This is a genomic window from Streptococcus mitis SK575 (assembly GCF_000257865.1).
In the GTDB taxonomy this organism is placed as follows: Bacteria; Bacillota; Bacilli; order Lactobacillales; family Streptococcaceae; genus Streptococcus; species Streptococcus mitis_CQ.
Genome location: NZ_AICU01000056.1, coordinates 79,659 through 103,883, shown reverse-complemented (window position 1 = coordinate 103,883; position 24,225 = coordinate 79,659). Strand labels below are relative to the sequence as shown.

Annotated in this window: 20 protein-coding genes and 1 pseudogene; 20 read left to right on the top strand and 1 reads right to left on the bottom strand. The window is 42.5% G+C overall.

All coding sequences use genetic code 11. The annotated features are described in order from the left end of the window. Positions 1–27 precede the first annotated feature (27 nt). The 13 genes and pseudogenes from HMPREF1048_RS07775 to purB all read left to right on the top strand — a co-directional run bounded on the left by HMPREF1048_RS07775 (position 28) and on the right by purB (position 15,935). Complete coding sequence (locus tag HMPREF1048_RS07775; protein ID WP_000361184.1) at positions 28–3,753, top strand: phosphoribosylformylglycinamidine synthase; 3,726 nt, start codon at positions 28–30, stop codon at positions 3,751–3,753. A 92-nt stretch (positions 3,754–3,845) separates the two neighbouring features. Then, entirely contained in the window at positions 3,846–5,288 is a 1,443-nt protein-coding gene (gene purF / locus HMPREF1048_RS07770; RefSeq protein ID WP_000220655.1) for an amidophosphoribosyltransferase, read from the top strand. 36 nt (positions 5,289–5,324) lie between these two features. Further along, positions 5,325–6,347 (top strand): phosphoribosylformylglycinamidine cyclo-ligase, encoded by a 1,023-nt coding sequence (purM, locus tag HMPREF1048_RS07765; RefSeq protein ID WP_000182561.1) that lies wholly within the window; start codon positions 5,325–5,327, stop codon positions 6,345–6,347. After that, on the top strand, positions 6,344–6,895 hold the full coding sequence (gene purN, locus HMPREF1048_RS07760; protein WP_000717517.1) for a phosphoribosylglycinamide formyltransferase: 552 nt from the start codon (positions 6,344–6,346) through the stop codon (positions 6,893–6,895). The genes purM and purN overlap by 4 nt, the downstream gene beginning before the upstream one ends. A 44-nt stretch (positions 6,896–6,939) precedes the next feature. Next, positions 6,940–7,413, top strand: coding sequence for a GNAT family N-acetyltransferase (locus HMPREF1048_RS07755; RefSeq protein ID WP_000569799.1), 474 nt, complete (start codon positions 6,940–6,942; stop codon positions 7,411–7,413). Beyond that, positions 7,406–7,559: pseudogene (locus HMPREF1048_RS07750) on the top strand (bifunctional phosphoribosylaminoimidazolecarboxamide formyltransferase/IMP cyclohydrolase); the annotation flags it as partial. The gene HMPREF1048_RS07755 and the pseudogene HMPREF1048_RS07750, both read left to right, overlap by 8 nt. Before the next feature lie 71 nt (positions 7,560–7,630). Further along, positions 7,631–8,140 (top strand): VanZ family protein, encoded by a 510-nt coding sequence (locus HMPREF1048_RS07745; protein ID WP_000894014.1) that lies wholly within the window; start codon positions 7,631–7,633, stop codon positions 8,138–8,140. Positions 8,141–8,164: 24 nt separating this feature from the next. Next, entirely contained in the window at positions 8,165–9,712 is a 1,548-nt protein-coding gene (purH, locus tag HMPREF1048_RS07740; RefSeq protein ID WP_000166535.1) for a bifunctional phosphoribosylaminoimidazolecarboxamide formyltransferase/IMP cyclohydrolase, read from the top strand. 121 nt (positions 9,713–9,833) lie between these two features. Next, positions 9,834–11,096 carry a phosphoribosylamine--glycine ligase gene (gene purD / locus HMPREF1048_RS07735; RefSeq protein WP_000772241.1) on the top strand — a complete coding sequence of 421 codons (1,263 nt, stop codon included), beginning with the start codon at positions 9,834–9,836 and terminating at the stop codon, positions 11,094–11,096. A 188-nt stretch (positions 11,097–11,284) separates the two neighbouring features. Then, positions 11,285–11,776 carry a 5-(carboxyamino)imidazole ribonucleotide mutase gene (gene purE / locus HMPREF1048_RS07730; protein ID WP_000165494.1) on the top strand — a complete coding sequence of 164 codons (492 nt, stop codon included), beginning with the start codon at positions 11,285–11,287 and terminating at the stop codon, positions 11,774–11,776. Beyond that, complete coding sequence (gene purK, locus HMPREF1048_RS07725; protein ID WP_000099046.1) at positions 11,763–12,860, top strand: 5-(carboxyamino)imidazole ribonucleotide synthase; 1,098 nt, start codon at positions 11,763–11,765, stop codon at positions 12,858–12,860. The genes purE and purK overlap by 14 nt, the downstream gene beginning before the upstream one ends. Continuing rightward, on the top strand, positions 12,850–14,613 hold the full coding sequence (locus HMPREF1048_RS07720; RefSeq protein ID WP_000347091.1) for an RNA-directed DNA polymerase: 1,764 nt from the start codon (positions 12,850–12,852) through the stop codon (positions 14,611–14,613). The genes purK and HMPREF1048_RS07720 overlap by 11 nt, the downstream gene beginning before the upstream one ends. A 26-nt stretch (positions 14,614–14,639) precedes the next feature. After that, a complete protein-coding gene (purB, locus tag HMPREF1048_RS07715; RefSeq protein WP_000610726.1) occupies positions 14,640–15,935 on the top strand; it encodes an adenylosuccinate lyase in 1,296 nt (431 codons plus the stop codon). A gap of 212 nt (positions 15,936–16,147) precedes the next feature. On the opposite strand, the gene HMPREF1048_RS07710 is transcribed toward purB, so the two are convergent. Continuing rightward, positions 16,148–16,864: a GntR family transcriptional regulator gene (locus HMPREF1048_RS07710; protein ID WP_001007194.1), complete on the bottom strand. Its 717-nt coding sequence runs from the start codon at positions 16,862–16,864 to the stop codon at positions 16,148–16,150. 319 nt (positions 16,865–17,183) lie between these two features. Between HMPREF1048_RS07710 and HMPREF1048_RS07705 the strand changes: the two genes are divergently transcribed. The 7 genes from HMPREF1048_RS07705 to HMPREF1048_RS07670 all read left to right on the top strand — a co-directional run bounded on the left by HMPREF1048_RS07705 (position 17,184) and on the right by HMPREF1048_RS07670 (position 24,208). Continuing rightward, positions 17,184–18,971: a glycoside hydrolase family 35 protein gene (locus tag HMPREF1048_RS07705; RefSeq protein WP_000196589.1), complete on the top strand. Its 1,788-nt coding sequence runs from the start codon at positions 17,184–17,186 to the stop codon at positions 18,969–18,971. Then, positions 18,968–19,444 (top strand): PTS sugar transporter subunit IIB, encoded by a 477-nt coding sequence (locus HMPREF1048_RS07700; protein WP_000156972.1) that lies wholly within the window; start codon positions 18,968–18,970, stop codon positions 19,442–19,444. The genes HMPREF1048_RS07705 and HMPREF1048_RS07700 overlap by 4 nt, the downstream gene beginning before the upstream one ends. A gap of 26 nt (positions 19,445–19,470) precedes the next feature. Next, positions 19,471–20,376, top strand: coding sequence for a PTS mannose/fructose/sorbose/N-acetylgalactosamine transporter subunit IIC (locus HMPREF1048_RS07695; RefSeq protein ID WP_000617019.1), 906 nt, complete (start codon positions 19,471–19,473; stop codon positions 20,374–20,376). After that, entirely contained in the window at positions 20,363–21,184 is an 822-nt protein-coding gene (locus tag HMPREF1048_RS07690) for a PTS system mannose/fructose/sorbose family transporter subunit IID (RefSeq protein WP_000185294.1), read from the top strand. Before HMPREF1048_RS07695 ends, HMPREF1048_RS07690 begins: the two co-directional genes overlap by 14 nt. A 3-nt stretch (positions 21,185–21,187) precedes the next feature. Beyond that, a complete protein-coding gene (locus HMPREF1048_RS07685) occupies positions 21,188–21,592 on the top strand; it encodes a PTS sugar transporter subunit IIA (RefSeq protein WP_000194481.1) in 405 nt (134 codons plus the stop codon). Between the two features lie 296 nt (positions 21,593–21,888). Continuing rightward, a complete protein-coding gene (locus HMPREF1048_RS07675) occupies positions 21,889–23,055 on the top strand; it encodes an SIS domain-containing protein (RefSeq protein WP_000903526.1) in 1,167 nt (388 codons plus the stop codon). A 115-nt stretch (positions 23,056–23,170) separates the two neighbouring features. Continuing rightward, positions 23,171–24,208, top strand: a complete 1,038-nt coding sequence (locus tag HMPREF1048_RS07670) for an aldose epimerase family protein (protein ID WP_000649436.1) — start codon at positions 23,171–23,173, stop codon at positions 24,206–24,208. The last annotated feature ends 17 nt before the right edge of the window (positions 24,209–24,225 follow it).

Genomic DNA, 24,225 nt, shown 5'->3' with positions numbered 1-24,225 from the left:
AGAGCTGAAATAAAGGAATAAGAATTGATGGATAAACGTATTTTTGTTGAAAAAAAGGCTGATTTTCAGGTCAAGTCAGAGAGTTTGGTGAGAGAGCTCCAACACAACTTGGGACTTTCAAGCTTGAAAAGTATTCGCATCGTGCAAGTGTATGATGTATTTGACTTGGCAGAGGACCTGTTTGCACCTGCAGAGAAGCACATCTTCTCTGAGCAGGTGACAGACCATGTCTTGGACGAAACTGCTGTGCAGGCGGATCTTGCCAACTATGCTTTCTTTGCGATTGAAAGCCTACCAGGGCAGTTTGACCAGCGTGCAGCATCTTCACAGGAAGCCTTGCTTTTACTAGGAAGTTCGAGTGATGTAACGGTTAATACTGCTCAACTTTATTTGGTCAATAAAGATATTGATGCGACTGAGTTGGAAGCGGTCAAGAACTATCTGCTCAACCCAGTTGATTCTCGTTTCAAGGATATTACGGCAGGGATTGCCAAGCAGGAATTTTCTGAGTCAGACAAGACCATTCCAAAATTGACTTTCTTTGAAAGCTATACAGCAGAAGACTTTGCTCGCTACAAGGCCGAGCAAGGGATGGCTATGGAAGTGGATGATTTGCTCTTTATCCAAGACTATTTCAAGTCAATCGGGCGCGTGCCAACTGAGACTGAACTCAAGGTTTTGGACACTTACTGGTCTGACCACTGCCGTCATACGACTTTTGAGACAGAGTTGAAACACATCGATTTTTCAGCTTCTAAATTCCAAAAGCAATTGCAGGCGACCTATGACAAATATATCGCTATGCGTGATGAGTTGGGGCGTTCTGAAAAACCGCAAACCTTGATGGATATGGCAACTATTTTCGGTCGTTATGAGCGTGCTAATGGTCGTTTGGACGATATGGAAGTGTCAGACGAGATTAATGCTTGCTCAGTAGAAATCGAAGTGGATGTTGATGGTGTGAAAGAGCCATGGCTCCTCATGTTTAAAAATGAAACCCACAACCACCCAACTGAGATTGAGCCATTTGGTGGGGCTGCTACCTGTATTGGTGGAGCCATTCGTGACCCATTATCAGGTCGCTCATATGTTTACCAAGCCATGCGGATCTCAGGTGCTGGTGATATTACAGCACCGATTTCGGAAACGCGTGCTGGGAAATTGCCACAACAAGTCATTTCTAAGACAGCTGCTCATGGTTATTCTTCTTACGGAAACCAGATTGGGCTTGCAACAACCTACGTTCGTGAGTACTTCCACCCAGGCTTTGTTGCTAAACGTATGGAGTTAGGTGCAGTTGTAGGTGCTGCTCCCAAGGGCAATGTCGTCCGAGAAAAACCAGAAGCGGGTGATGTGATTATTCTTCTTGGAGGTAAGACTGGACGTGATGGTGTCGGTGGTGCGACAGGCTCTTCTAAAGTTCAAACAGTTGAGTCTGTAGAGACTGCTGGTGCTGAGGTTCAAAAAGGGAATGCCATCGAAGAACGCAAGATTCAACGTCTGTTCCGTAATGGCGATGTCACTCGTCTTATCAAGAAGTCTAATGACTTTGGTGCTGGTGGTGTCTGTGTAGCTATCGGTGAATTGGCTGATGGACTTGAAATCGACCTTAACAAAGTGCCTCTTAAATACCAAGGCTTGAATGGTACCGAAATTGCCATCTCTGAATCTCAAGAACGGATGGCTGTGGTGGTTCGTCCTGAGGACGTAGATGCCTTTGTTGTAGAATGTAACAAAGAGAATATTGATGCTGTTGTTGTTGCGACAGTAACTGAAAAACCAAATCTTGTCATGCATTGGAATGGTGAAACAATTGTCGACTTGGAACGTCGTTTCCTTGATACCAATGGTGTGCGCGTGGTCGTCGATGCTAAGGTTGTGGATAAGGATGTCAAACTCCCAGAAGAGCGTACAACAAGCGCTGACACACTTGAAGCAGATACTCTTGTGGTTCTGTCTGATTTGAACCATGCGAGTCAAAAAGGCTTGCAAACCATTTTTGACTGTTCGGTCGGTCGTTCAACGGTCAATCACCCACTTGGCGGCCGCTATCAACTCACTCCAACTGAGGCATCTGTACAGAAATTGCCAGTTCAACACGGTGTGACTCATACTGCGTCAGTCATGGCTCAAGGTTTCAACCCATATGTAGCTGAATGGTCTCCATACCACGGTGCTGCTTATGCGGTTATCGAAGCAACTGCTCGTTTGGTTGCTGCTGGTGCCAACTGGTCTAAGGCTCGTTTCTCTTACCAAGAGTATTTCGAGCGCATGGATAAACAAGCAGAGCGTTTTGGTCAGCCAGTAGCAGCTCTTCTAGGTTCAATCGAAGCACAAATCCAACTTGGTTTGCCATCTATCGGTGGTAAGGACTCCATGTCTGGTACCTTTGAAGAATTGACGGTGCCACCAACCTTGGTAGCCTTTGGGGTGACGACGGCAGATAGCCGTAAGGTCCTCTCTCCAGAGTTCAAAACTGCTGGTGAAAATATCTACTACATCCCAGGTCAAGCCCTCTCTGCAGAGATTGATTTTGCCTTGATTAAGAAAAACTTTGCTCAGTTTGAAGCCCTTCAAAAGGCTCACAAAGTAACAGCAGCTTCAGCTGTTAAATACGGTGGTGTCCTTGAAAGCTTGGCTCTTGCTACTTTTGGAAATCATGTCGGTGCTGAGGTAATCTTGTCTGAACTTGAAACAGCTTTGACAGCTCAATTAGGCGGATTTGTCTTCACATCTCCTGAAGAAATCGCTGGAGTAGAGAAGATTGGACAAACAAGTGCAGACTTTACACTCCTTGTCAACGGTGTGAAGTTAGATGGACACAAACTTGACAGTGCCTTCCAAAGAAGACTGGAAGAAGTTTACCCAACAGAATTTGCACAAGCCAAAGAACTAGCAGAAGTTCCAGCTGTCGCTACTAACACAGTCATCCAAGCCAAAGAAAAGGTTGAAAAACCGGTGGTTTATATTCCAGTCTTCCCAGGAACCAACTCAGAGTATGACTCAGCTAAGGCTTTTGAAAAAGAAGGTGCAGAGGTCAACTTGGTGCCATTTGTGACCTTGAATGAAGAGGCTATTGTCAAGTCGGTTGAAATCATGGTTGACAACATCGGCAAGGCTAACATTCTCTTCTTTGCAGGTGGATTCTCAGCTGCGGACGAGCCAGATGGTTCAGCCAAGTTTATTGTCAATATTCTGCTTAATGAAAAAGTGCGAGCCTCTATTGATAGCTTTATCGCTCGTGGTGGCTTGATTATCGGTATCTGTAATGGGTTCCAGGCCTTGGTCAAATCAGGTCTTCTTCCATACGGAAACTTTGAAGATGCTAGCAGTACTAGTCCAACCCTCTTCTACAATGATGCCAACCAACACGTGGCCAAGATGGTGGAAACTCGCATTGCCAACATCAACTCACCATGGTTAGCTGCGGTGCAAGTGGGCGATATTCACGCTATTCCTGTTTCACACGGTGAAGGGAAGTTTGTCGTGACGGCTGAGGAATTCGCTGAACTCCGTGACAATGGTCAAATCTTTAGCCAATACGTTGACTTTGACGGCAAACCAAGTATGGACTCTAAGTACAATCCGAATGGTTCTGTCCATGCTATCGAAGGAATTACCAGTAAGAACGGCCAAATCATCGGTAAGATGGGCCACTCAGAACGTTATGAGGAAGGTCTTTTCCAAAACATCCCAGGAAATAAAGACCAGCACCTGTTTGCGTCAGCGGTTAAATATTTCACTGGAAAATAAGACTTGCAGATTTTCTAATAGATAGTATCAGTAATGTAAAAGTTATGTAGATTTATCTCTTGACGATTGCAAATGAAAATTAGGTATAAAAAATGACATACGAAGTAAAATCTCTTAATGAAGAATGTGGTGTTTTCGGTATCTGGGGACATCCAGATGCTGCTAAATTGACCTATTTTGGTCTCCATAGTCTTCAGCACCGTGGTCAGGAGGGGGCAGGAATTCTCTCCAATGATCAAGGACAACTGAAGCGCCATCGCGATATGGGTCTTCTATCAGAAGTCTTCAGAAATCCGGCTAACTTAGATAAATTGACAGGAACTGGTGCGATTGGGCATGTGCGTTACGCGACTGCTGGCGAAGCTTCTGTAGATAATATCCAGCCCTTCCTCTTCCGTTTTCACGATATGCAGTTTGGCTTGGCTCATAATGGGAATCTGACCAATGCAGCCACTCTCAAGAAGGAGTTAGAAGAAAGAGGAGCCATTTTCAGTGCGACTTCGGACTCTGAAATCTTGGCTCATCTTATTCGTCGCAGTCATAATCCGAACTTGATGGGCAAAATCAAGGAAGCGCTCAGCCTTGTCAAAGGTGGCTTTGCCTATATCCTGCTGTTTGAGGATAAGTTGATTGCGGCTCTTGACCCCAATGGTTTCCGTCCGCTTTCTATCGGGAAAATGGCCAACGGAGCGGTGGTGGTTTCCTCTGAAACCTGTGCTTTTGAAGTCATTGGTGCTGAATGGATTCGTGATTTGAAGCCAGGTGAGATTGTGATCATTGATGACAAGGGCATCCAGTATGATAGCTATACAGATGATACTCAGTTAGCAATCTGTTCTATGGAGTATATCTATTTTGCCCGCCCTGATTCTAACATTCATGGTGTCAATGTCCATACGGCACGTAAACGTATGGGTGCCCAATTGGCGCGTGAATTTAAGCATGAGGCAGATATCGTGGTCGGTGTGCCCAATTCTTCCCTCAGCGCAGCCATGGGATTTGCGGAAGAATCTGGTTTGCCAAATGAAATGGGTCTTATCAAGAACCAATACACCCAACGTACCTTTATCCAACCGACTCAAGAATTGCGGGAGCAAGGGGTACGGATGAAATTGTCTGCAGTTTCTGGTGTTGTCAAAGGCAAGCGTGTTGTTATGATTGATGACTCTATTGTACGAGGAACAACTTCTCGTCGTATCGTTCAGCTCTTGAAAGAAGCGGGTGCGACTGAAGTTCACGTTGCTATTGGTAGTCCAGCGCTAGCTTATCCATGTTTCTATGGGATTGATATCCAGACTCGTCAGGAACTGATTGCGGCCAATCACACGGTTGAAGAAACGCGCCAAATCATTGGAGCTGACAGCCTGACTTACCTCTCTGTTGAAGGTTTGATTGATTCGATTGGGATTGAAACAGATGCACCAAATGGTGGTCTCTGTGTCGCTTACTTTGACGGTGACTACCCAACACCTCTCTACGATTATGAAGAAGACTATCGTCGAAGTTTGGAAGAAAAGACCAGTTTTTACAAATAGATGGCAGATCTTCCGTTAAAGAAAAGGAATATAAAAATGACAAATAAGAATGCTTATGCCCAGTCTGGCGTGGATGTTGAAGCGGGTTATGAAGTTGTTGAACGGATTAAAAAGCACGTGGCTCGTACGGAGCGTGCAGGTGTCATGGGAGCTCTTGGTGGCTTTGGTGGTATGTTTGACCTTTCAAAGACTGGGGTTAAAGAACCTGTCTTGATTTCAGGGACTGACGGTGTCGGAACTAAGATCATGCTGGCTATCAAGTACGACAAGCACGATACTATCGGTCAGGACTGTGTGGCCATGTGTGTTAATGATATCATCGCTGCAGGTGCGGAGCCTCTCTATTTCCTGGACTATGTGGCGACAGGGAAGAATGAACCAGCTAAACTAGAACAAGTTGTCGCTGGTGTGGCAGAAGGTTGTGTGCAGGCAGGCGCTGCCCTCATTGGTGGGGAAACGGCTGAAATGCCTGGCATGTACGGCGAAGCTGACTATGACTTGGCTGGTTTTGCGGTCGGTGTGGCTGAAAAATCTCAAATCATTGACGGTTCAAAGGTGGCAGAAGGAGATGTTCTTCTCGGACTTGCTTCAAGTGGGATTCATTCCAATGGTTACTCTCTCGTCCGTCGTGTCTTTGCGGATTACACAGGTGAGGAAATCTTGCCAGAATTGGAAGGCAAGAAACTTAAGGAAGTTCTTCTTGAGCCAACTCGTATCTATGTCAAGGCTGTCTTGCCACTCATCAAAGAAGAGTTGGTCAATGGAATTGCCCACATCACAGGTGGTGGCTTTATCGAGAATGTCCCTCGTATGTTTGCAGCTGACTTGGCTGCTGAGATTGAAGAAGACAAGGTTCCCGTGCTTCCAATTTTCAAAGCTCTTGAAAAATATGGTAAAATCAAACATGAAGAAATGTTTGAAATCTTCAATATGGGTGTGGGGCTCATGCTGGCAGTTAGCCCTGAAAATGTAAGTCGTGTCAAGGAATTGTTGGATGAACCAGTCTATGAAATTGGTCGTATCGTCAAGAAAGAAAACGAAAGTGTCATCATCAAATGAAAAAAATAGCGGTTTTTGCCTCTGGTAATGGCTCAAATTTTCAGGTGGTAGCGGAACAATTTCCAGTAGAGTTTGTCTTTTCAGACCATCGTAATGCCTATGTGCTCGAACGTGCAGACAAGCTCGGCGTTCTGTCCTATGCTTTTGAACTCAAGGAGTTTGAGAGCAAGGCAGACTACGAAGCAGCCCTTGTCGAACTCTTGGAAGAACACCAGATTGACTTGGTTTGCCTAGCAGGCTACATGAAAATCGTTGGACCAACCTTATTAGCAGCTTATGAAGGCCGGATTATCAACATTCATCCAGCCTACCTGCCAGAATTTCCAGGAGCTCATGGGATTGAGGATGCTTGGACTGCTGGCGTTGCTGAGAGCGGCGTGACCATTCACTGGGTAGATTCTGGTGTGGACACTGGTAAGATCATCAACCAAGTACGTGTGCCACGGCTGGCTGATGATACGATTGAAAGTTTTGAAACTCGGATTCATGCCACCGAGTATCAGCTCTATCTAGAAGTGTTGGAATGTTTGGGAGTAGGGAGAAGATAAGAAGTAAATCAAATTTTGATTGTGCAATCTTGCTAGGAGAAAAAATGATTGAGATAAAATTAGTAGATGAGAGCAGTTTTCAGGCAGTGCTGGATTTGAAAATATCTGAAGCTGATGAACGAGCACGTTTCGTGTCTCCAAATGTACGCTCTTTAGCTGACGCATGGCTCTACAGAGAGAATGGGGATGTGTTTCCAATGGCAATTTATTGGAATGAGCTTGTGGTTGGTTTTCTCCTGTTGGAAATAGATAAGGATGAAGCGGAATACTTTATCTGGCGGATAATGATTGGTCAGCAGTACCAAGGAAGAGGTTATGGACGAAAAGCCGTGGAAGTTCTGATCAAAAAGGCTCAGATGGATAGCACTTGCAATCATATTATCGCAGATTATGTGGTTGGAAATGAAAAAATGAAGCACCTGCTGACTAGTTTGGGTTTTCAGGAAACAGGATTTATAGAAGAAAATAATGAAGTCGCTATGCGCTTGGACCTAAAGAAAGAGGAATATAATGACTAAACGCGCCTTAATCAGCGTCTCAGACAAAGCGGGCATTGTTGAATTTGCCCAAGAACTCAAAAAAACTTGGTTGGGACATCATCTCAACAGGTGGAACCAAGGTTGCCCTTGATAATGCTGGGGTGAGCACCAGTGCCATTGATGATTCATATGATATCTTTGATTCAAAATTGGAGTCAGTGATTGTTGAAAACGATGTCAAACGGAGGTATTTGTAATGTTAGAATCTAAAAAAACAACTCGATATGTATTTTATGTCTATCTGATGTTATTAACTTGGGGAATCTTATTTAAGTTTGAGACCAATCCTGAATTTATAGCATTTTTCTTAGCTCCAAGGTACATCAATTGGATTCCATTTTCAGAACCACTAATAGTAGATGGAAAAATTGTTTTTGCTGAAATGTTATTTAATCTGATTTCCTTTATTCCATTAGGTGTTTGTTTCCCTCTGATAAAAACTAATTTATCTAGTTTAAAAATAGTCGGGACAGGTTTCTTGATTAGTTTATTGTTTGAGTGCTTACAGTATATTTTAGCAATAGGTATAACAGATATAACGGATTTGGCTTTAAATACGCTAGGTGTTTGTGTAGGCTTACTGATTTATCAAATTTTTATAAGAGTGTTCAAATCACAGATTAGAAAATGGGTCAATATCTTAGGTATGCTTAGCCTTGGTTTTGCTTATTTTGTTTTACTGTTACTGCATTTAATTGGTGTTTAACTAATGATTAAAAAGGAGAATATAATGACTAAACGCGCCTTAATCAGCGTCTCAGACAAAGCGGGCATTGTTGAATTTGCCCAAGAACTTAAAAAACTTGGTTGGGACATCATCTCAACTGGTGGTACTAAAGTTGCCCTTGATAATGCTGGTGTTGATACCATTGCGATCGATGATGTGACTGGTTTCCCGGAAATGATGGACGGTCGTGTCAAGACCCTCCACCCAAATATCCACGGAGGGCTTCTCGCTCGTCGTGATTTGGATAGTCACCTGGAAGCGGCTAAAGACAATCAAATCGAGCTCATTGATCTTGTTGTGGTAAACCTTTACCCATTTAAGGAAACCATCCTCAAACCAGATGTGACTTATGCTGATGCGGTGGAGAATATCGATATCGGCGGGCCATCTATGCTTCGTTCAGCAGCGAAAAATCATGCCAGCGTAACAGTTGTGGTAGATCCAGCTGACTACGCAGTGGTTCTTGACGAATTGGTAGAAAATGGTGAGACTACTTACGAAACTCGCCAACGTTTGGCAGCCAAGGTTTTCCGTCACACAGCGGCTTATGATGCTTTGATTGCAGAGTATTTCACAACTCAAGTGGGTGAAAGCAAACCTGAAAAGCTCACTTTGACTTATGACCTCAAGCAGGCCATGCGATATGGGGAAAATCCTCAACAGGATGCAGATTTCTACCAAAAAGCCTTGCCGACTGACTACTCGATTGCATCTGCTAAACAGCTTAACGGGAAAGAATTGTCATTCAACAATATCCGCGATGCGGATGCAGCTATTCGTATCATCCGTGACTTCAAAGATCGTCCAACCGTTGTGGCTCTCAAACACATGAACCCGTGCGGTATCGGTCAGGCTAATGACATTGAGACTGCTTGGGACTACGCTTATGAGTCTGATCCAGTGTCTATCTTCGGTGGAATTGTCGTTCTCAACCGTGAGGTGGATGCTGCGACAGCTGAGAAGATGCATGGTGTATTCCTTGAAATCATCATTGCACCAAGCTATACGGATGAAGCGCTAGACATTTTGACCAATAAAAAGAAAAACTTGCGTATCCTTGCCTTGCCATTTGATGCTCAAGAGGCTAGCAAAGTGGAAGCAGAATACACAGGTGTAGTTGGTGGACTTCTTGTGCAAAATCAAGACGTGGTGAAAGAAAGCCCGGCTAACTGGCAAGTGGTGACCAAACGTCAGCCAACTGAGACAGAAGCGACAGCTCTTGAGTTTGCTTGGAAAGCTATTAAATACGTCAAATCAAACGGTATCATCGTGACTAATGACCACATGACACTTGGCGTTGGCCCAGGTCAAACCAACCGTGTGGCCTCCGTTCGTATTGCCATTGACCAAGCTAAAGACCGTCTTGACGGCGCTGTCCTTGCTTCTGATGCCTTCTTCCCATTTGCGGATAACGTGGAAGAAATCGCCAAAGCAGGTATCAAGGCTATCATCCAGCCCGGTGGATCGGTCCGTGACCAAGAGTCTATCGAAGCCGCTGACAAATATGGCTTGACTATGGTCTTCACAGGCGTGAGACATTTTAGACATTAAGAACGTTAAAGGGAAGAAAACAGTTTCTTTCCTTTTTTGCGTAAAAATGCGGAGTGAAACAAGATTAAAACGAACGTTTATGATATAATGTTATTAAATAATTCGCAAAAGAGGTTGAGAAATGAAGCTGTTAGTTGTCGGTTCGGGTGGTCGTGAACATGCGATTGCTAAGAAGTTGCTTGAATCAAAAGAGGTAGAAAAGGTTTTTGTTGCTCCTGGGAATGATGGGATGACTCTGGATGGTTTGGAATTGGTAAATATCTCTATTTCCGAACATTCTAAATTGATTGAGTTTGCAAAGGCTAACGATATTGCTTGGACCTTTATCGGGCCAGATGATGCCCTTGCGGCTGGTATCGTGGATGATTTCCATGCAGCTGGTCTCAAAGCCTTTGGTCCGACAAGATTGGCAGCTGAGCTGGAGTGGTCCAAGGATTTTGCTAAGGAAATCATGGTCAAATACGGCGTTCCGACAGCAGCCTATGGGACATTCTCAGATTTCGAGGAGGCCAAGACCTACATTGAGGAAAAAGGCGCTCCAATCGTTGTCAAGGCAGACGGTTTGGCTCTTGGGAAAGGTGTCATTGTTGCGGATACAGTTGAGCAAGCGGTCGAAGCTGCTCATGAGATGCTTTTAGACAATAAATTTGGTGACTCAGGTGCGCGTGTGGTTATCGAGGAGTTTCTTGCAGGAGAGGAATTTTCACTCTTTGCCTTTGTCAATGGTGATAAGTTCTACATCATGCCAACGGCTCAGGACCACAAACGTGCCTACGATGGCGACAAAGGGCCTAACACGGGTGGTATGGGTGCCTATGCGCCAGTTCCACACTTACCACAGAGTGTGGTTGATACAGCGGTTGACACGATTGTCAAGCCAGTCCTTGAGGGCATGATTCAAGAAGGTCGTCCTTATCTGGGTATCCTTTACGCAGGGCTTATCTTGACAGCTGATGGACCTAAGGTCATCGAGTTTAATGCTCGCTTCGGAGATCCAGAAACTCAGATTATCTTGCCTCGTCTGACATCTGACTTTGCACAAAATATTACGGATATCCTCGATGGCAAGGAGCCAAACATCACCTGGACGGACAAGGGTGTGACTCTGGGTGTGGTTGTCGCATCTAACGGTTATCCGCTAGACTATGCAAAGGGTGTCGAGTTGCCAGCCAAAACCGATGGCGATATCATCACCTACTATGCAGGGTCTAAGTTTTCGGAAAATAGCAGAGCACTGCTATCCAACGGCGGACGTGTCTATATGCTGGTCACCACAGCAGACACCGTCAAAGACGGACAAAACATTATTTACAGTGAACTCGCCCAACAAAAAACAGAAGGACTTTTCTACCGAACCGATATCGGAAGCAAGGCAATTAGATAAAGATATAAGAAAAAGCGACGCAGTCGCCAAACACGATAATGGTCGCCGTGTTGAAAAGACCAGAACAGTATCTGTTCTGGTCTAGGGAAAATTTGAGACCTTAGGCTCAAAGTTTAGGAATGAAACCGAAGGTTTGCTTCCGTCCCCACCACCTAAGACCAGTATCAGAAAGGAAGAAAAGGAAAATTATGACCAAACCAATTATTTCCATCATCATGGGCTCAAAATCCGACTGGGTAACCATGCAAAAAACCGCCGAAGTCCTAGACCGCTTCGGTATAGCCTACGAAAAAAAGGTTGTCTCTGCCCACCGTACACCTGATCTCATGTTCAGACATGCCGAAGAGGCTCGTAGCCGTGGCATCAAGGTTATCATCGCAGGTGCAGGTGGCGCAGCCCATTTGCCAGGCATGGTAGCTGCCAAAACAACCCTTCCTGTCATTGGTGTGCCCGTCAAATCACGTGCCCTTAGTGGCGTGGACTCGCTTTACTCGATTGTACAGATGCCGGGCGGTGTACCTGTTGCGACAATGGCTATCGGTGAAGCAGGTGCGACAAATGCGGCCCTCTTTGCCCTCCGCCTCCTCTCCGTAGAGGACCAGGATATTGCGACAGCATTGGCAGATTTCGCAGAAGAACAAGGGAAAATCGCAGAGGAGTCTACAAATGAGCTCATCTAAAACAATCGGAATTATCGGTGGTGGTCAGCTGGGGCAGATGATGGCTATTTCTGCTATCTACATGGGGCACAAGGTTATCGCGCTAGATCCTGCTGCGGATTGCCCGGCCTCTCGCGTGGCGGAAATCATCGTGGCTCCTTATAATGACGTGGATGCTCTGCGTCAGTTGGCGGAGCGATGCGATGTCCTGACTTATGAGTTTGAGAATGTTGATGCTGACGGTTTGGATGCGGTTGTCAAGGATGGGCAACTTCCACAAGGGACAGACATCCTCCGCATTTCGCAAAATCGCATTTTTGAAAAGGACTTTCTCTCAAACAAGGCTCAAGTCATTGTGGCACCTTACAAGGTTGTGACCTCAAGCCAAGATTTGGAAGATATTGACTTGTCGAAAAACTATGTCCTCAAGACCGCGACTGGTGGCTATGATGGGCATGGGCAAAAGGTCATTCGCTCAGAAGCAGACTTAGAAGAAACCTATGCACTGGCTGATTCAGCAAACTGCGTTTTGGAAGAATTTGTCAACTTCGACCTTGAAATTTCTGTCATCGTGTCAGGAAATGGTAAGGACGTGACAGTCTTCCCAGTTCAGGAAAATATTCACCGTAACAATATCCTCTCTAAGACCATTGTGCCAGCTCGCATTTCGGAAAGTCTAGCAGATAAGGCAAAAAACATGGCGGTGCGAATCGCAGAACAGCTTAATCTGTCTGGAACTCTTTGTGTGGAAATGTTTGCAACGGCTGATGACATCATTGTCAATGAGATTGCCCCACGTCCACACAACTCTGGGCACTACTCCATTGAGGCCTGTGACTTCTCTCAGTTTGATACCCATATTCTGGGCGTTCTCGGAGCACCGTTGCCAGCCATCAAACTACATGCCCCAGCTGTTATGCTCAATGTCCTCGGCCAGCATGTCGAGGCTGCTGAAAAATATGTCACAGAAAATCCAAGCGCCCACCTCCACATGTATGGTAAAATAGAAGCGAAGCACAACCGCAAGATGGGCCATGTGACTGTGTTTAGTGGTGCGCCGGATAGTATGGAAGAGTTTGGGGAAGGAGTAAAGTATGGATTTTAATAAAATAAATAATAATTTGGTTGATTATTACTCTGAGTTATTTACTAATGAATTCTTAATTAAATATGGCTATTATTCATATAAAAAAAATAAAAAGAGTGAATTAGAGGAATATCCAAACTCTGATGTTTTTTACCATAAAATGTTTAACTTTGATGATTTGTTAATAAAGATTCCGAGAATAAATACCCTTCAGGTACAACAAGATGTTTGGACAGAACCAGTTTATTTCAATATTCCAAAAACAGAATTACTAAGACGACAATATAAATTACCTAATTTGTATTCTTATTTGAAACTTTCAAAATATATTGTAGCCCAAAAACAAAATTTTATTGATATATTTTTAGAAAACAGACAATCTATTTCTAAGTATTTTGATTCCAAAGAGCTGACTTTTGCTAAACAAAAAGAGATTGAGTTACAATTACTCTACGGAGGACGTAAGAGATTATATACTGACTTAGCAAATTTTTATCCTACACTTTATACGCATAGTATACCTTGGATGATTATTGGGAAGTGGGAATCTAAAAAGACTTTTTCCTCAAATGGTAATTCTTTCGAGAATAGATTGGATAAACTAATTCAACAGTCACAGTTTGGAGAGACGCATGGGCTTCCAACTGGAAGTATGATTAGTCGTATTATAGCAGAATTATACATGTGTTATTTTGACAAAAGAATGACAGATTATAATTTCCTATATAAGAGATATGTAGATGACTTTATTTTTTCTTTCAACAAAGAAGAAGAGGAACATGACTTTTTAGAGAAATTCAATCTTATATGCAGAGAACAAAATTTAAATATCAATAGTGAAAAGACTACTGTTTTATCTTTTCCTTTTGAAAATGTAACTGATAAAACAGAGGTATTTAATTATTTAGTTAAATATAATTTTTATTCTGAAACAGATAATAAAAAGAGAAAAGAAATTCTAAAGAATTACATAAATTATTGCATTTCTATGGAGTCTAGAGGGAATAAAGGAAGTTTGAAAGTTATTTTTTCAGGAATGGATATCGCTTTCTCTAACAATAAGATTGCAGAGTCGGATTTAGCAGAGATTATTCTAAATAAAGATGATTTTTCGGACTTTTCTCTCTTGGAATACTTAATTGAATTGACCTTGGAAAAACCCGAGCTTTATAATAAGTTATTGAGTCTTTTGGATGACTATTTAAAAAATTATAAGTCGAGAATAAAAGATGTATTTAATGAATATATTGGTAATAATTTACTTTCCATAAAAAAACAATTGGAGCATAATATACAGAATCACTTTGACCTAGAGTTAAATCAAATATTATTATATATTGTATTGTTTGGCAATGATGCTTTGAATTTAACTGAGGATGAGATGATAGAAATGTTGTCAACAGAAGTAGATGATTACTCTTTATGTCTGTTGGTAATTATGTATTTACAGAATTCGTTTGATAATGATAAGTTAATGAGAAAAGTGAAGGGATTACTTGAAACTACTCATAGATATTATGAATCAGATAGAGCTAGAATGACAGAAAAATTATGGTTTTTCCGCTATTTTATTTATTCTATCATAAAAAATATACCTACATTATCTGAATTGATAACTACCCAATATCCAGATTCAGAATTAGATTGGACCTATATTCAAACATTATTTGCTAATGGAGGCCAACAGGCAGTAAATAACTTTTATAATACTTTGTTAGATAAAAATGTTATGTTTGTAAATTGTGGTTCAAATTTTGATTTTAAGTATTAAAAAATGGAAAAGGAAAAATTAACAACATGATCAACCGTTACTCTCGCCCTGAGATGGCGAATATTTGGAGTGAAGAAAATAAATACCGTGCTTGGCTTGAGGTGGAAATCTTGGCTGACGAGGCATGGGCTGAGTTGGGGGAAATCCCTAAGGAAGATGTGGCTTTGATTCGCGAGAAGGCGGACTTTGACATCGACCGTATTTTGGAGATTGAGCAGGAGACTCGCCACGATGTGGTGGCCTTCACACGTGCGGTTTCTGAAACGCTTGGCGAAGAGCGCAAGTGGGTTCACTATGGTTTGACTTCTACCGACGTGGTGGATACGGCCTACGGTTACCTCTATAAGCAGGCCAACGACATCATCCGTCGTGACCTTGAAAACTTCACCAACATCATCGCTGACAAGGCTAAGGAGCACAAGTTCACCATCATGATGGGGCGTACCCACGGTGTGCATGCTGAGCCTACAACCTTTGGGCTTAAATTGGCGACTTGGTATAGCGAAATGAAGCGCAACATCGAGCGTTTCGAGCATGCGGCTGCTGGTGTTGAAGCTGGTAAGATCTCTGGTGCGGTTGGTAACTTTGCCAACATCCCACCATTCGTAGAGCAATATGTCTGCGACAAATTGGGTATTCGTGCTCAAGAAATCTCTACACAGGTGCTTCCTCGTGACCTTCACGCTGAGTACTTTGCGGTTCTTGCCAGCATCGCGACTTCTATCGAGCGTATGGCAACGGAGATCCGTGGTCTTCAAAAATCAGAACAACGCGAAGTAGAAGAATTCTTTGCTAAAGGGCAAAAGGGGTCATCTGCAATGCCTCACAAACGCAACCCTATCGGTTCTGAAAATATGACAGGTTTGGCGCGTGTTATCCGTGGTCATATGATTACAGCCTATGAAAACGTCGCTCTCTGGCACGAACGCGACATTTCCCATTCATCAGCTGAGCGCATCATCACACCAGATACGACCATTTTGATTGACTACATGCTCAACCGTTTTGGAAATATTGTCAAGAATTTGACAGTCTTCCCAGAAAACATGATCCGCAACATGAACTCTACGTTTGGTCTTATCTTTAGCCAACGTGCTATGTTGACCTTGATTGAAAAAGGGATGACCCGTGAGCAAGCTTATGACTTGGTGCAACCAAAAACAGCCTACTCTTGGGACAACCAAGTAGACTTCAAACCACTGCTAGAAGCAGATCCAGAGGTGACATCACGCCTCACACAAGAAGAAATCGATGAGATCTTTAACCCAGTTTATTACACTAAACGAGTGGATGATATCTTTGAACGTCTTGGTTTAGGATAATTAAAATAAAATCGAAGTTCTATTACTCTATTTACTGGAGTAGAAGAACTTCGATTTTTCTTTTTTATTAAAGATATTTTTATAAAAAGATTCCCAATATTTTAGTAAAATTTAAACAAATTTAATCGATCTTCATTGACATATAGAAAATACAGTTTTGATGGGATATAATAATCATAGAAAAAAGCCCAAGCAAGGCTTAGGCTTTCTTCTTAGTGATCACGGTCACATGAAATGAATTTGATTTTGTAGTAATCTGCTCGTTTATATGTTTCGCTGTATGCGAGAACTTGACCAGTAGACTCTAATTTAGTAGTCTTGGTTTGTAAAACGCTAGGGAATTGTTCATCGACTCCGAGGACTGAAGCCGCATGTTCTGGAGTTGGAAATGCTATTTCATTGATTTCTTCAAAATGTTCATCATTCATGTGGATGTGATAATCCAATTTGAAACGGTTATAGATAGAGCTATAATATTCAAGATTTGGATAATTTGCGTTGATGTATTGTTCTGGAATATAAGATGTGTGATAGATGTATACGACACCATTTGTTTCGCGTACACGTTCAATCTTGTAGTAGAATTGGTTACCGCGTAGTCCAAGTTTTTCTAAGTAGCTTAGTTTGTTTCCACGCTCAATAGAAAGGACGGTCACTTTATCATCTTTAGTTTCAAAAACTTCTACATCAGAAAACTCTACGAGTTTGTGTTTGCGTGCGCGTGAAACGAATGTACCCTTTCCTTGTTGGCGGACAATATAGCCGTCTTTGGCAAGGTCGTTTAAGGCGCGGACAACTGTGATAGAACTTACATCATACATAGCGATCAATTCAGCTTCAGTGTAAAATTTATCTCCACTAGCAAATTGGCCAGAAATGATTTTGTTCTTTAATTCATCTTTTATATATTGATACTTTGGAATTGCCATAATTTCACCTCGATTTTCCTTCTCCGTTAAAGATTTTACCATAAAACCGGAAAGAATAGTAGTCTTTTGAATAAAAAAATTAGAATAATAGGCTATAAGGTTAATTTACATAAAAAATAGGAGATTTTATACATTTTTATACATGCCACCTGTTTGAAGCTATATGTCTGTAAATTTTATATCTTTATAAGTTTTTTGTGTAAAAGTTGGGGAAAAATGAAAAAAATTGTGAAAAGCTATTGACAAATGTGATATATTGAGTTATATTCAATATATCAACAAATGAAAGCGTAAACTTAAAATGTCAAAAAGTAAGAATATGACACGATTTGAGATACGAGATGATTTCTATCTCGATGGAAAATCATTTAAGATTTTATCTGGCGCCATTCATTATTTTAGGGTTCCTCCAGAAGATTGGTATCATTCGCTCTATAACTTGAAGGCTCTTGGTTTTAATACAGTAGAGACTTATGTGGCTTGGAATTTACACGAGCCTCGTGAGGGTGAGTTTCGCTTTGAAGGAGCTCTGGATTTGGAGCGGTTTCTTCAGACAGCACAAGATTTGGGTCTCTACGCTATCGTTCGTCCGTCACCCTTCATCTGTGCGGAATGGGAATTCGGTGGTTTACCAGCTTGGCTCTTAACCAAAGACATGAGGATTCGTTCCTCAGATCCAGCCTATATTGAGGCTGTCGGTCGCTACTATGACCAGCTCTTGTCACGATTGGTTCCACATTTGTTGGACAATGGTGGAAACATCCTTATGATGCAGGTTGAAAATGAATATGGTTCTTATGGCGAAGATAAGGCTTACCTGAGAGCCATTCGACAGTTGATGGAAGAGCGTGGCGTAACCTGTCCCCTCTTTACATCAGATGGTCCATGGCGAGCTACTCTGAAAGCTGGAACCTTAATCGAAGATGACCTCTTTGTGACAGGCAACTTTGGTTCTAAGGCACCTTATAACTTTTCACAGATGCAGGAATTCTTTGATGAGCATGGCAAAAAATGGCCCCTTATGTGTATGGAGTTCTGGGATGGTTGGTTCAATCGTTGGAAGGAACCGATTATCACACGGGATCCAAAAGAATTGGCAGATGCAGTTCGAGAGGTTTTGGAACAAGGCTCCATCAATCTCTACATGTTCCACGGTGGTACAAACTTTGGCTTCATGAATGGTTGTTCGGCTCGAGGGACTTTGGACCTGCCACAAGTCACATCCTATGATTACGATGCCCTTCTGGATGAAGAAGGAAATCCAACTGCCAAATACTTGGCAGTCAAGAAGATGATGGCAACACATTTTCCAGAGTACCCGCAGTTGGAGCCACTCTACAAAGAGAGTATGGAGTTGGATGCTATTCCACTAGTTGAAAAAGTTTCCTTGTTTGAAACCTTGGATAGCTTGTCAAGTCCAGTAGAAAGCCTCTATCCTAAAAAGATGGAGGAGTTGGGACAAAGCTATGGCTATCTACTCTATCGAACAGAAACAAACTGGGATGCAGAAGAAGAAAGACTTCGTATCATTGATGGTCGAGATAGGGCCCAGCTTTATGTCGATGGTCAGTGGGTCGAAACCCAATATCAGACAGAGATTGGGGAAGATATTTTTTATCAAGGTAAAAAGAAAGCGCTATCTAGGTTAGATATCTTGGTAGAAAATATGGGACGTGTCAACTATGGACATAAGTTCTTAGCAGATACGCAACGTAAGGGAATTCGGACAGGGGTTTGTAAGGATTTGCACTTCTTACTAAACTGGAAACACTATTCACTCCCACTAGACAATCCTGAGAAAATTGATTTTTCAAAAGGATGGACAGAAGGACAACCAGCTTTTTACGCTTATGACTTTACAGTCCAAGAGCCAAAAGATACTTACCTAGACTTGTCTGAGTTTGGTAAGGGGGTTGCCTTTGTCAATGGGCAGAATCTAGGACGTTTTTGGAACGTCGGCCCGACCCTCTCGCTTTATATTCCTCATAGCTACCTCAAGGAAGGTGCCAACCGCATCATCATCTTTGAAACAGAGGGCCAATATAAAGAAGAGATTTATTTAACTCGTAAACCTACACTAAAACACATAAAGGGGGAAAACTTATGACAATTGTAGGATGCCGTATCGATGGACGTTTGATCCACGGACAAGTAGCCAATCTTTGGGCTGGAAAACTAAATGTTTCACGTATTATGGTTGTAGATGATGAAGTTGTCAACAACGACGTTGAAAAGAGTGGTTTGAAACTTGCGACACCACCAGGTGTGAAATTGAGTATTTTGCCAATTGAAAAAGCGGCAGCCAATATTCTTGCTGGAAAATACGATAGCCAACGTCTCTTTATCGTGGCTCGCAAACCAGACCGCTTCCTTGGTTTGGTTGAAGCAGGTGTACCACTTGAAACCCTTAATGTTGGGAATATGTCTCAAACACCAGAAACTCGCCCCATCACACGTTCTATCAACGTAGTAGACAAGGATGTGGAAGACTTCCACAAACTAGCAGAAAAAGGTGTTAAACTTACTGCTCAAATGGTTCCAAATGATCCAATTTCAGACTTTTTGAGCTTATTAAAATAGGAAAAAATTTTTAGGAGGTCATTGTTATGATACAATGGTGGCAAATTTTACTTCTCACTTTGTACTCAGCTTATCAAATCTGTGATGAGTTGACGATCGTTTCATCTGCAGGTTCCCCTGTATTTGCTGGTTTCATTACTGGTTTAATCATGGGAGATGTGACTACTGGTCTACTTATCGGTGGTAACTTGCAGCTATTCGTTCTTGGGGTTGGTACCTTCGGTGGTGCTTCTCGTATCGACGCAACTTCTGGTGCGGTTCTTGCGACAGCCTTCTCTGTTTCACAAGGAATTGATACAGCACTTGCGATTACAACAATCGCTGTGCCAGTAGCAACTCTCTTGACATACTTCGACGTTCTTGGACGTATGACAACTACTTTCTTTGCTCACCGTGTGGATGCTGCAATCGAACGCTTTGACTATAAAGGTATTGAACGCAACTACCTACTTGGTGCGATTCCTTGGGCTCTATCTCGTGCCCTTCCAGTCTTCTTTGCGCTTGCTTTTGGTGGTGAATTTGTACAACACGTAGTAGATTTCGTTACAAAATACCAATGGGTTGCAGATGGTTTGACACTCGCAGGACGTATGCTTCCAGGTCTTGGATTTGCAATCTTGCTTCGTTACCTTCCAGTTAAACGTAACCTTCACTACCTTGCTATGGGATTTGGTTTGACAGCTATGTTGACTGTTCTTTACTCATATGTAACTGGTCTTGGTGGAGCTGTTGCTGGTATCGTAGGCACTCTACCGAAAGATGTGGCTGAAAAAATTGGTTTCGTGAACAATTTCAAAGGTTTGTCTATGATTGGTATCTCTATCGTAGGTATCTTCCTTGCAGTGCTTCACTTCAAAAATAGCCAAAAAGTAGCTGTAGCAGCACCTTCTACACCATCAGAAAGTGGGGAAATCGAAGATGACGAATTCTAATTACAAACTTACAAAAGAAGATTTTAACCAAATCAATAAACGTAGCTTGTTTACTTTCCAATTAGGTTGGAACTACGAACGTATGCAAGCTTCTGGTTACCTTTACATGATTTTGCCTCAATTGCGTAAAATGTATGGGGATGGAACTCCTGAATTGAAAGAAATGATGAAAGTTCATACTCAATTCTTCAATACTTCACCATTCTTCCACACCATCATCGCTGGTTTTGATCTTGCCATGGAAGAAAAAGATGGTGTAGGTTCAAAAGATGCCGTTAATGGTATCAAGACAGGTTTGATGGGACCATTCGCTCCTCTTGGAGATACAATCTTTGGTTCACTTGTACCTGCTATCATGGGATCTATCGCAGCAACTATGGCTATCGGTGGTCAACCTTGGGGTATCTTCCTTTGGATTGCAGTTGCAGTAGCGTATGATATCTTCCGTTGGAAACAGTTGGAATTTGCCTACAAAGAAGGGGTTAACCTTATCAACAACATGCAAAGTACTTTGACAGCTTTGATTGACGCTGCATCTGTACTTGGTGTCTTCATGATGGGTGCTCTTGTAGCAACAATGATCAACTTTGAAATTTCTTACAAATGGGCAATCGGTGAGAAGATGATTGACTTCCAAGACATCTTGAACCAAATCTTCCCACGCTTGCTTCCAGCAATCTTTACTGCCTTTATCTTCTGGTTGCTTGGTAAGAAAGGTATGAACTCTACTAAAGCTATCGGTATTATTATCGTACTTGCTTTGGCTCTTTCTGCCTTTGGTAAATTTGTACTTGGAATGGGCGCATAATTTATGACGCAATCATTAATTTTGGTGAGCCATGGTCGTTTCTGTGAAGAACTTAAAGGTAGCACAGAAATGATTATGGGCCCACAAGACAACATTTACACAGTAGCTCTTCTTCCAGAAGATGGCCCAGAAGAATTTACTGCAAAATTTGAAGCTGCTATTGAAGGATTGGATGATTTCCTAGTTTTTGCGGATCTTCTCGGTGGAACACCATGTAACGTGGTAAGCCGTTTGATTATGGAAGGTCGTGACATCGAACTTTACGCAGGGATGAATCTTCCAATGGTGATTGAATTTATCAATGCGAGCCTTACAGGCGCAGATGCGGACTATAAGAACCGTGCTGCAGAAAGCATTGTGAAAGTTAATGACCTGTTAGCGGGCTTCGATGATGACGAAGATGAATAATACTCTTCGAAAATCTCTTTAAACCATACTAGTGTCGCCTTGCCGTAGGTATGTTACTGACTCTGTCAGTTCTATCTGCAACCTCAAAACGGTGTTTTGAGCTGACTTCGTCAGTCTTATCCTGCAACCTCAAAGCAGTGCTTTGAGCAGCCTGCGGCTAGTTTCCTAGTTTGCTCTTTGATTTTCATTGAGTATACGATGTGACAACGTGAAAATCGTTAGAGCATTTTATATAGAATATACATGGGAATGGGGCTTACTCCCATTCCCATATTTAATAGAAAAAGAGGGAATCAATGCTACATTATACAAAAGAAGACTTGATCGAATTGGGTGCAGAAATCACTACACGTGAAATCTACCAACAGCCTGATGTATGGAAAGAAGCTTTTGAATCTTATCAAGCAAAACGTGAAGAAATTGCAGCCTTTCTACAAGGGATTGCGGATAAACATGACTATATCAAGGTTATTTTGACAGGTGCTGGGACTTCTGCTTATGTGGGAGATACCTTGGTACCTTACTTTAAGGAAGTCTACGACGAACGCAAATGGAATTTCAATGCTATTGCGACAACAGATATCGTTGCCAATCCAGAAACTTATTTGAAAAAAGATGTGGCAACTGTCCTTGTATCTTTTGCTCGTAGTGGAAATTCGCCTGAAAGTGTGGCGACTGTTGATTTGGCCAAAGCCTTGGTGGATGAACTTTACCAAGTGACGATTACTTGTGCAGCAGACGGGAAATTGGCTCTTCAAGCTCATGGAGATGACCGCAATCTTTTGCTTTTACAACCAGCTGCTTCTAATGACGCTGGATTTGCCATGACTTCTAGCTTTACGTCTATGATGTTGACAGCTCTCTTGCTCTTTGATCCTACAGAATTTGCTGTTAAAGCTGAACGTTTTGAAGTTGTATCTAGTCTTGCCCGTAAAATTCTAGACGATGCAGAAGATGTCAAAGAGCTTGTTGACCTAGATTTTAACCGTGTCATCTATCTAGGCGCTGGTCCTTTCTTCGGTCTTGCTCATGAAGCTCAGCTCAAGATTTTGGAATTGACAGCTGGTCAAGTGGCGACCATGTATGAAAGCCCAGTTGGCTTCCGTCACGGTCCAAAATCTCTTATCAATGAAGATACAGTTGTTTTGGTCTTTGGTACAACGACAGACTACACTCGCAAGTACGACTTGGACTTGATTCGTGAAGTTGCTGGTGATCAGATTGCTTGCCGTGTTGTGCTTTTGAGTGATCAAGCCTTTGGTCTTGAAAATGTCAAAGAAGTGGCACTTGGTTGTGGCGGTGTCTTGAATGATATTTACCGTGTCTTCCCTTACATCGTGTATGCCCAACTCTTTGCCCTATTGACCTCACTTAAAGTAGAAAATAAACCTGATACACCGTCTCCTACAGGTACCGTAAACCGTGTGGTACAAGGTGTTATCATCCACGAATATCAAAAGTAAGGAAATGTTTGTGAATTCTTGACAAGAGAATTTGTAAACTATCAGATAAACCATAGATTGTCAGTAGGCTTTCTATGGTTTGTTTGCTTGAGAGAAATAGTAAAAGGAGAACAGAATGAAAGCATACACAGAGCGTGTATTTGGAAATGTTGAGGGCAAGGATGTTTTGGCCTATCGCTTTGAGACTGATGGTGGCTACCAACTTGAGGTTATGACTTATGGTGCGACCATCTTGCGTTATGTCACACCTGATAAGGCTGGAAATTTTGCCAATGTTATCTTGGGATTTGATGACTTTGATAGCTATGTAGGCAATAGTCCTAAGCATGGAGCTAGCGTAGGTCCTGTAGCAGGCCGTATTGCAGGTGCGACATTTGAGCTCAATGACAAGACTTATGACCTTGAAGTCAACAATGCTAGCAACTGTAACCATAGTGGCTCAACAGGTTGGGATTCGAGCTTGTTTGAATTGGTCGAGGTGGGTGATCATGGCTTGACCCTCTACACAGAGCGTACAGATGGGACAGGAGGATTTCCTGGGAATCTCAAGATTTGGATCAGTTACCACTTAGAAGAAACTGGTGCTTATGAAATCAGCTACAAGGTGACGACCGATCAAGATACGCTGGTCAATCCAACCAACCACAGCTATTTCAACTTGTCTGGTGATTTCACGCAGACGATTGACCGTCATGTCTTCCAGCTAAACACAGAGGGTATTTATCCAATCGCTCCCGACGGTGTTCCAGCCAAAACTCCAGATGCTAATCGTGATGTGGTTAAACACATCTACAATGGTGCCTTGTTGAAGGATGTTTTTGCAGAAGAAGATGAGCAAATCCAGCTGGTATCAGGTTTGGATCATCCATTTGCTCTTCCTGCAGGTCATGACAATGCTGGTTTCCTTTATGACCAAAATTCAGGTCGCTTCCTGCTTTTCAAGACAGAAGCTCCTTGCTTTGTAGTCTACACAGCAAACTTTGTGGATGAGAGTGTACTTGTGGCTGGCAAACCAATGGTACAGCACAATGGGATTGCTCTTGAAGCGCAAGCTTTACCAGATGCCATTCACAGTGACCTCAAAGACCAAGTCATTCTCAAAGCCGGTCAAACCTTCACTAGTAAGACACGTTATGAGATTGTTGTGAAATAAGAGGATAGGAATTTCTA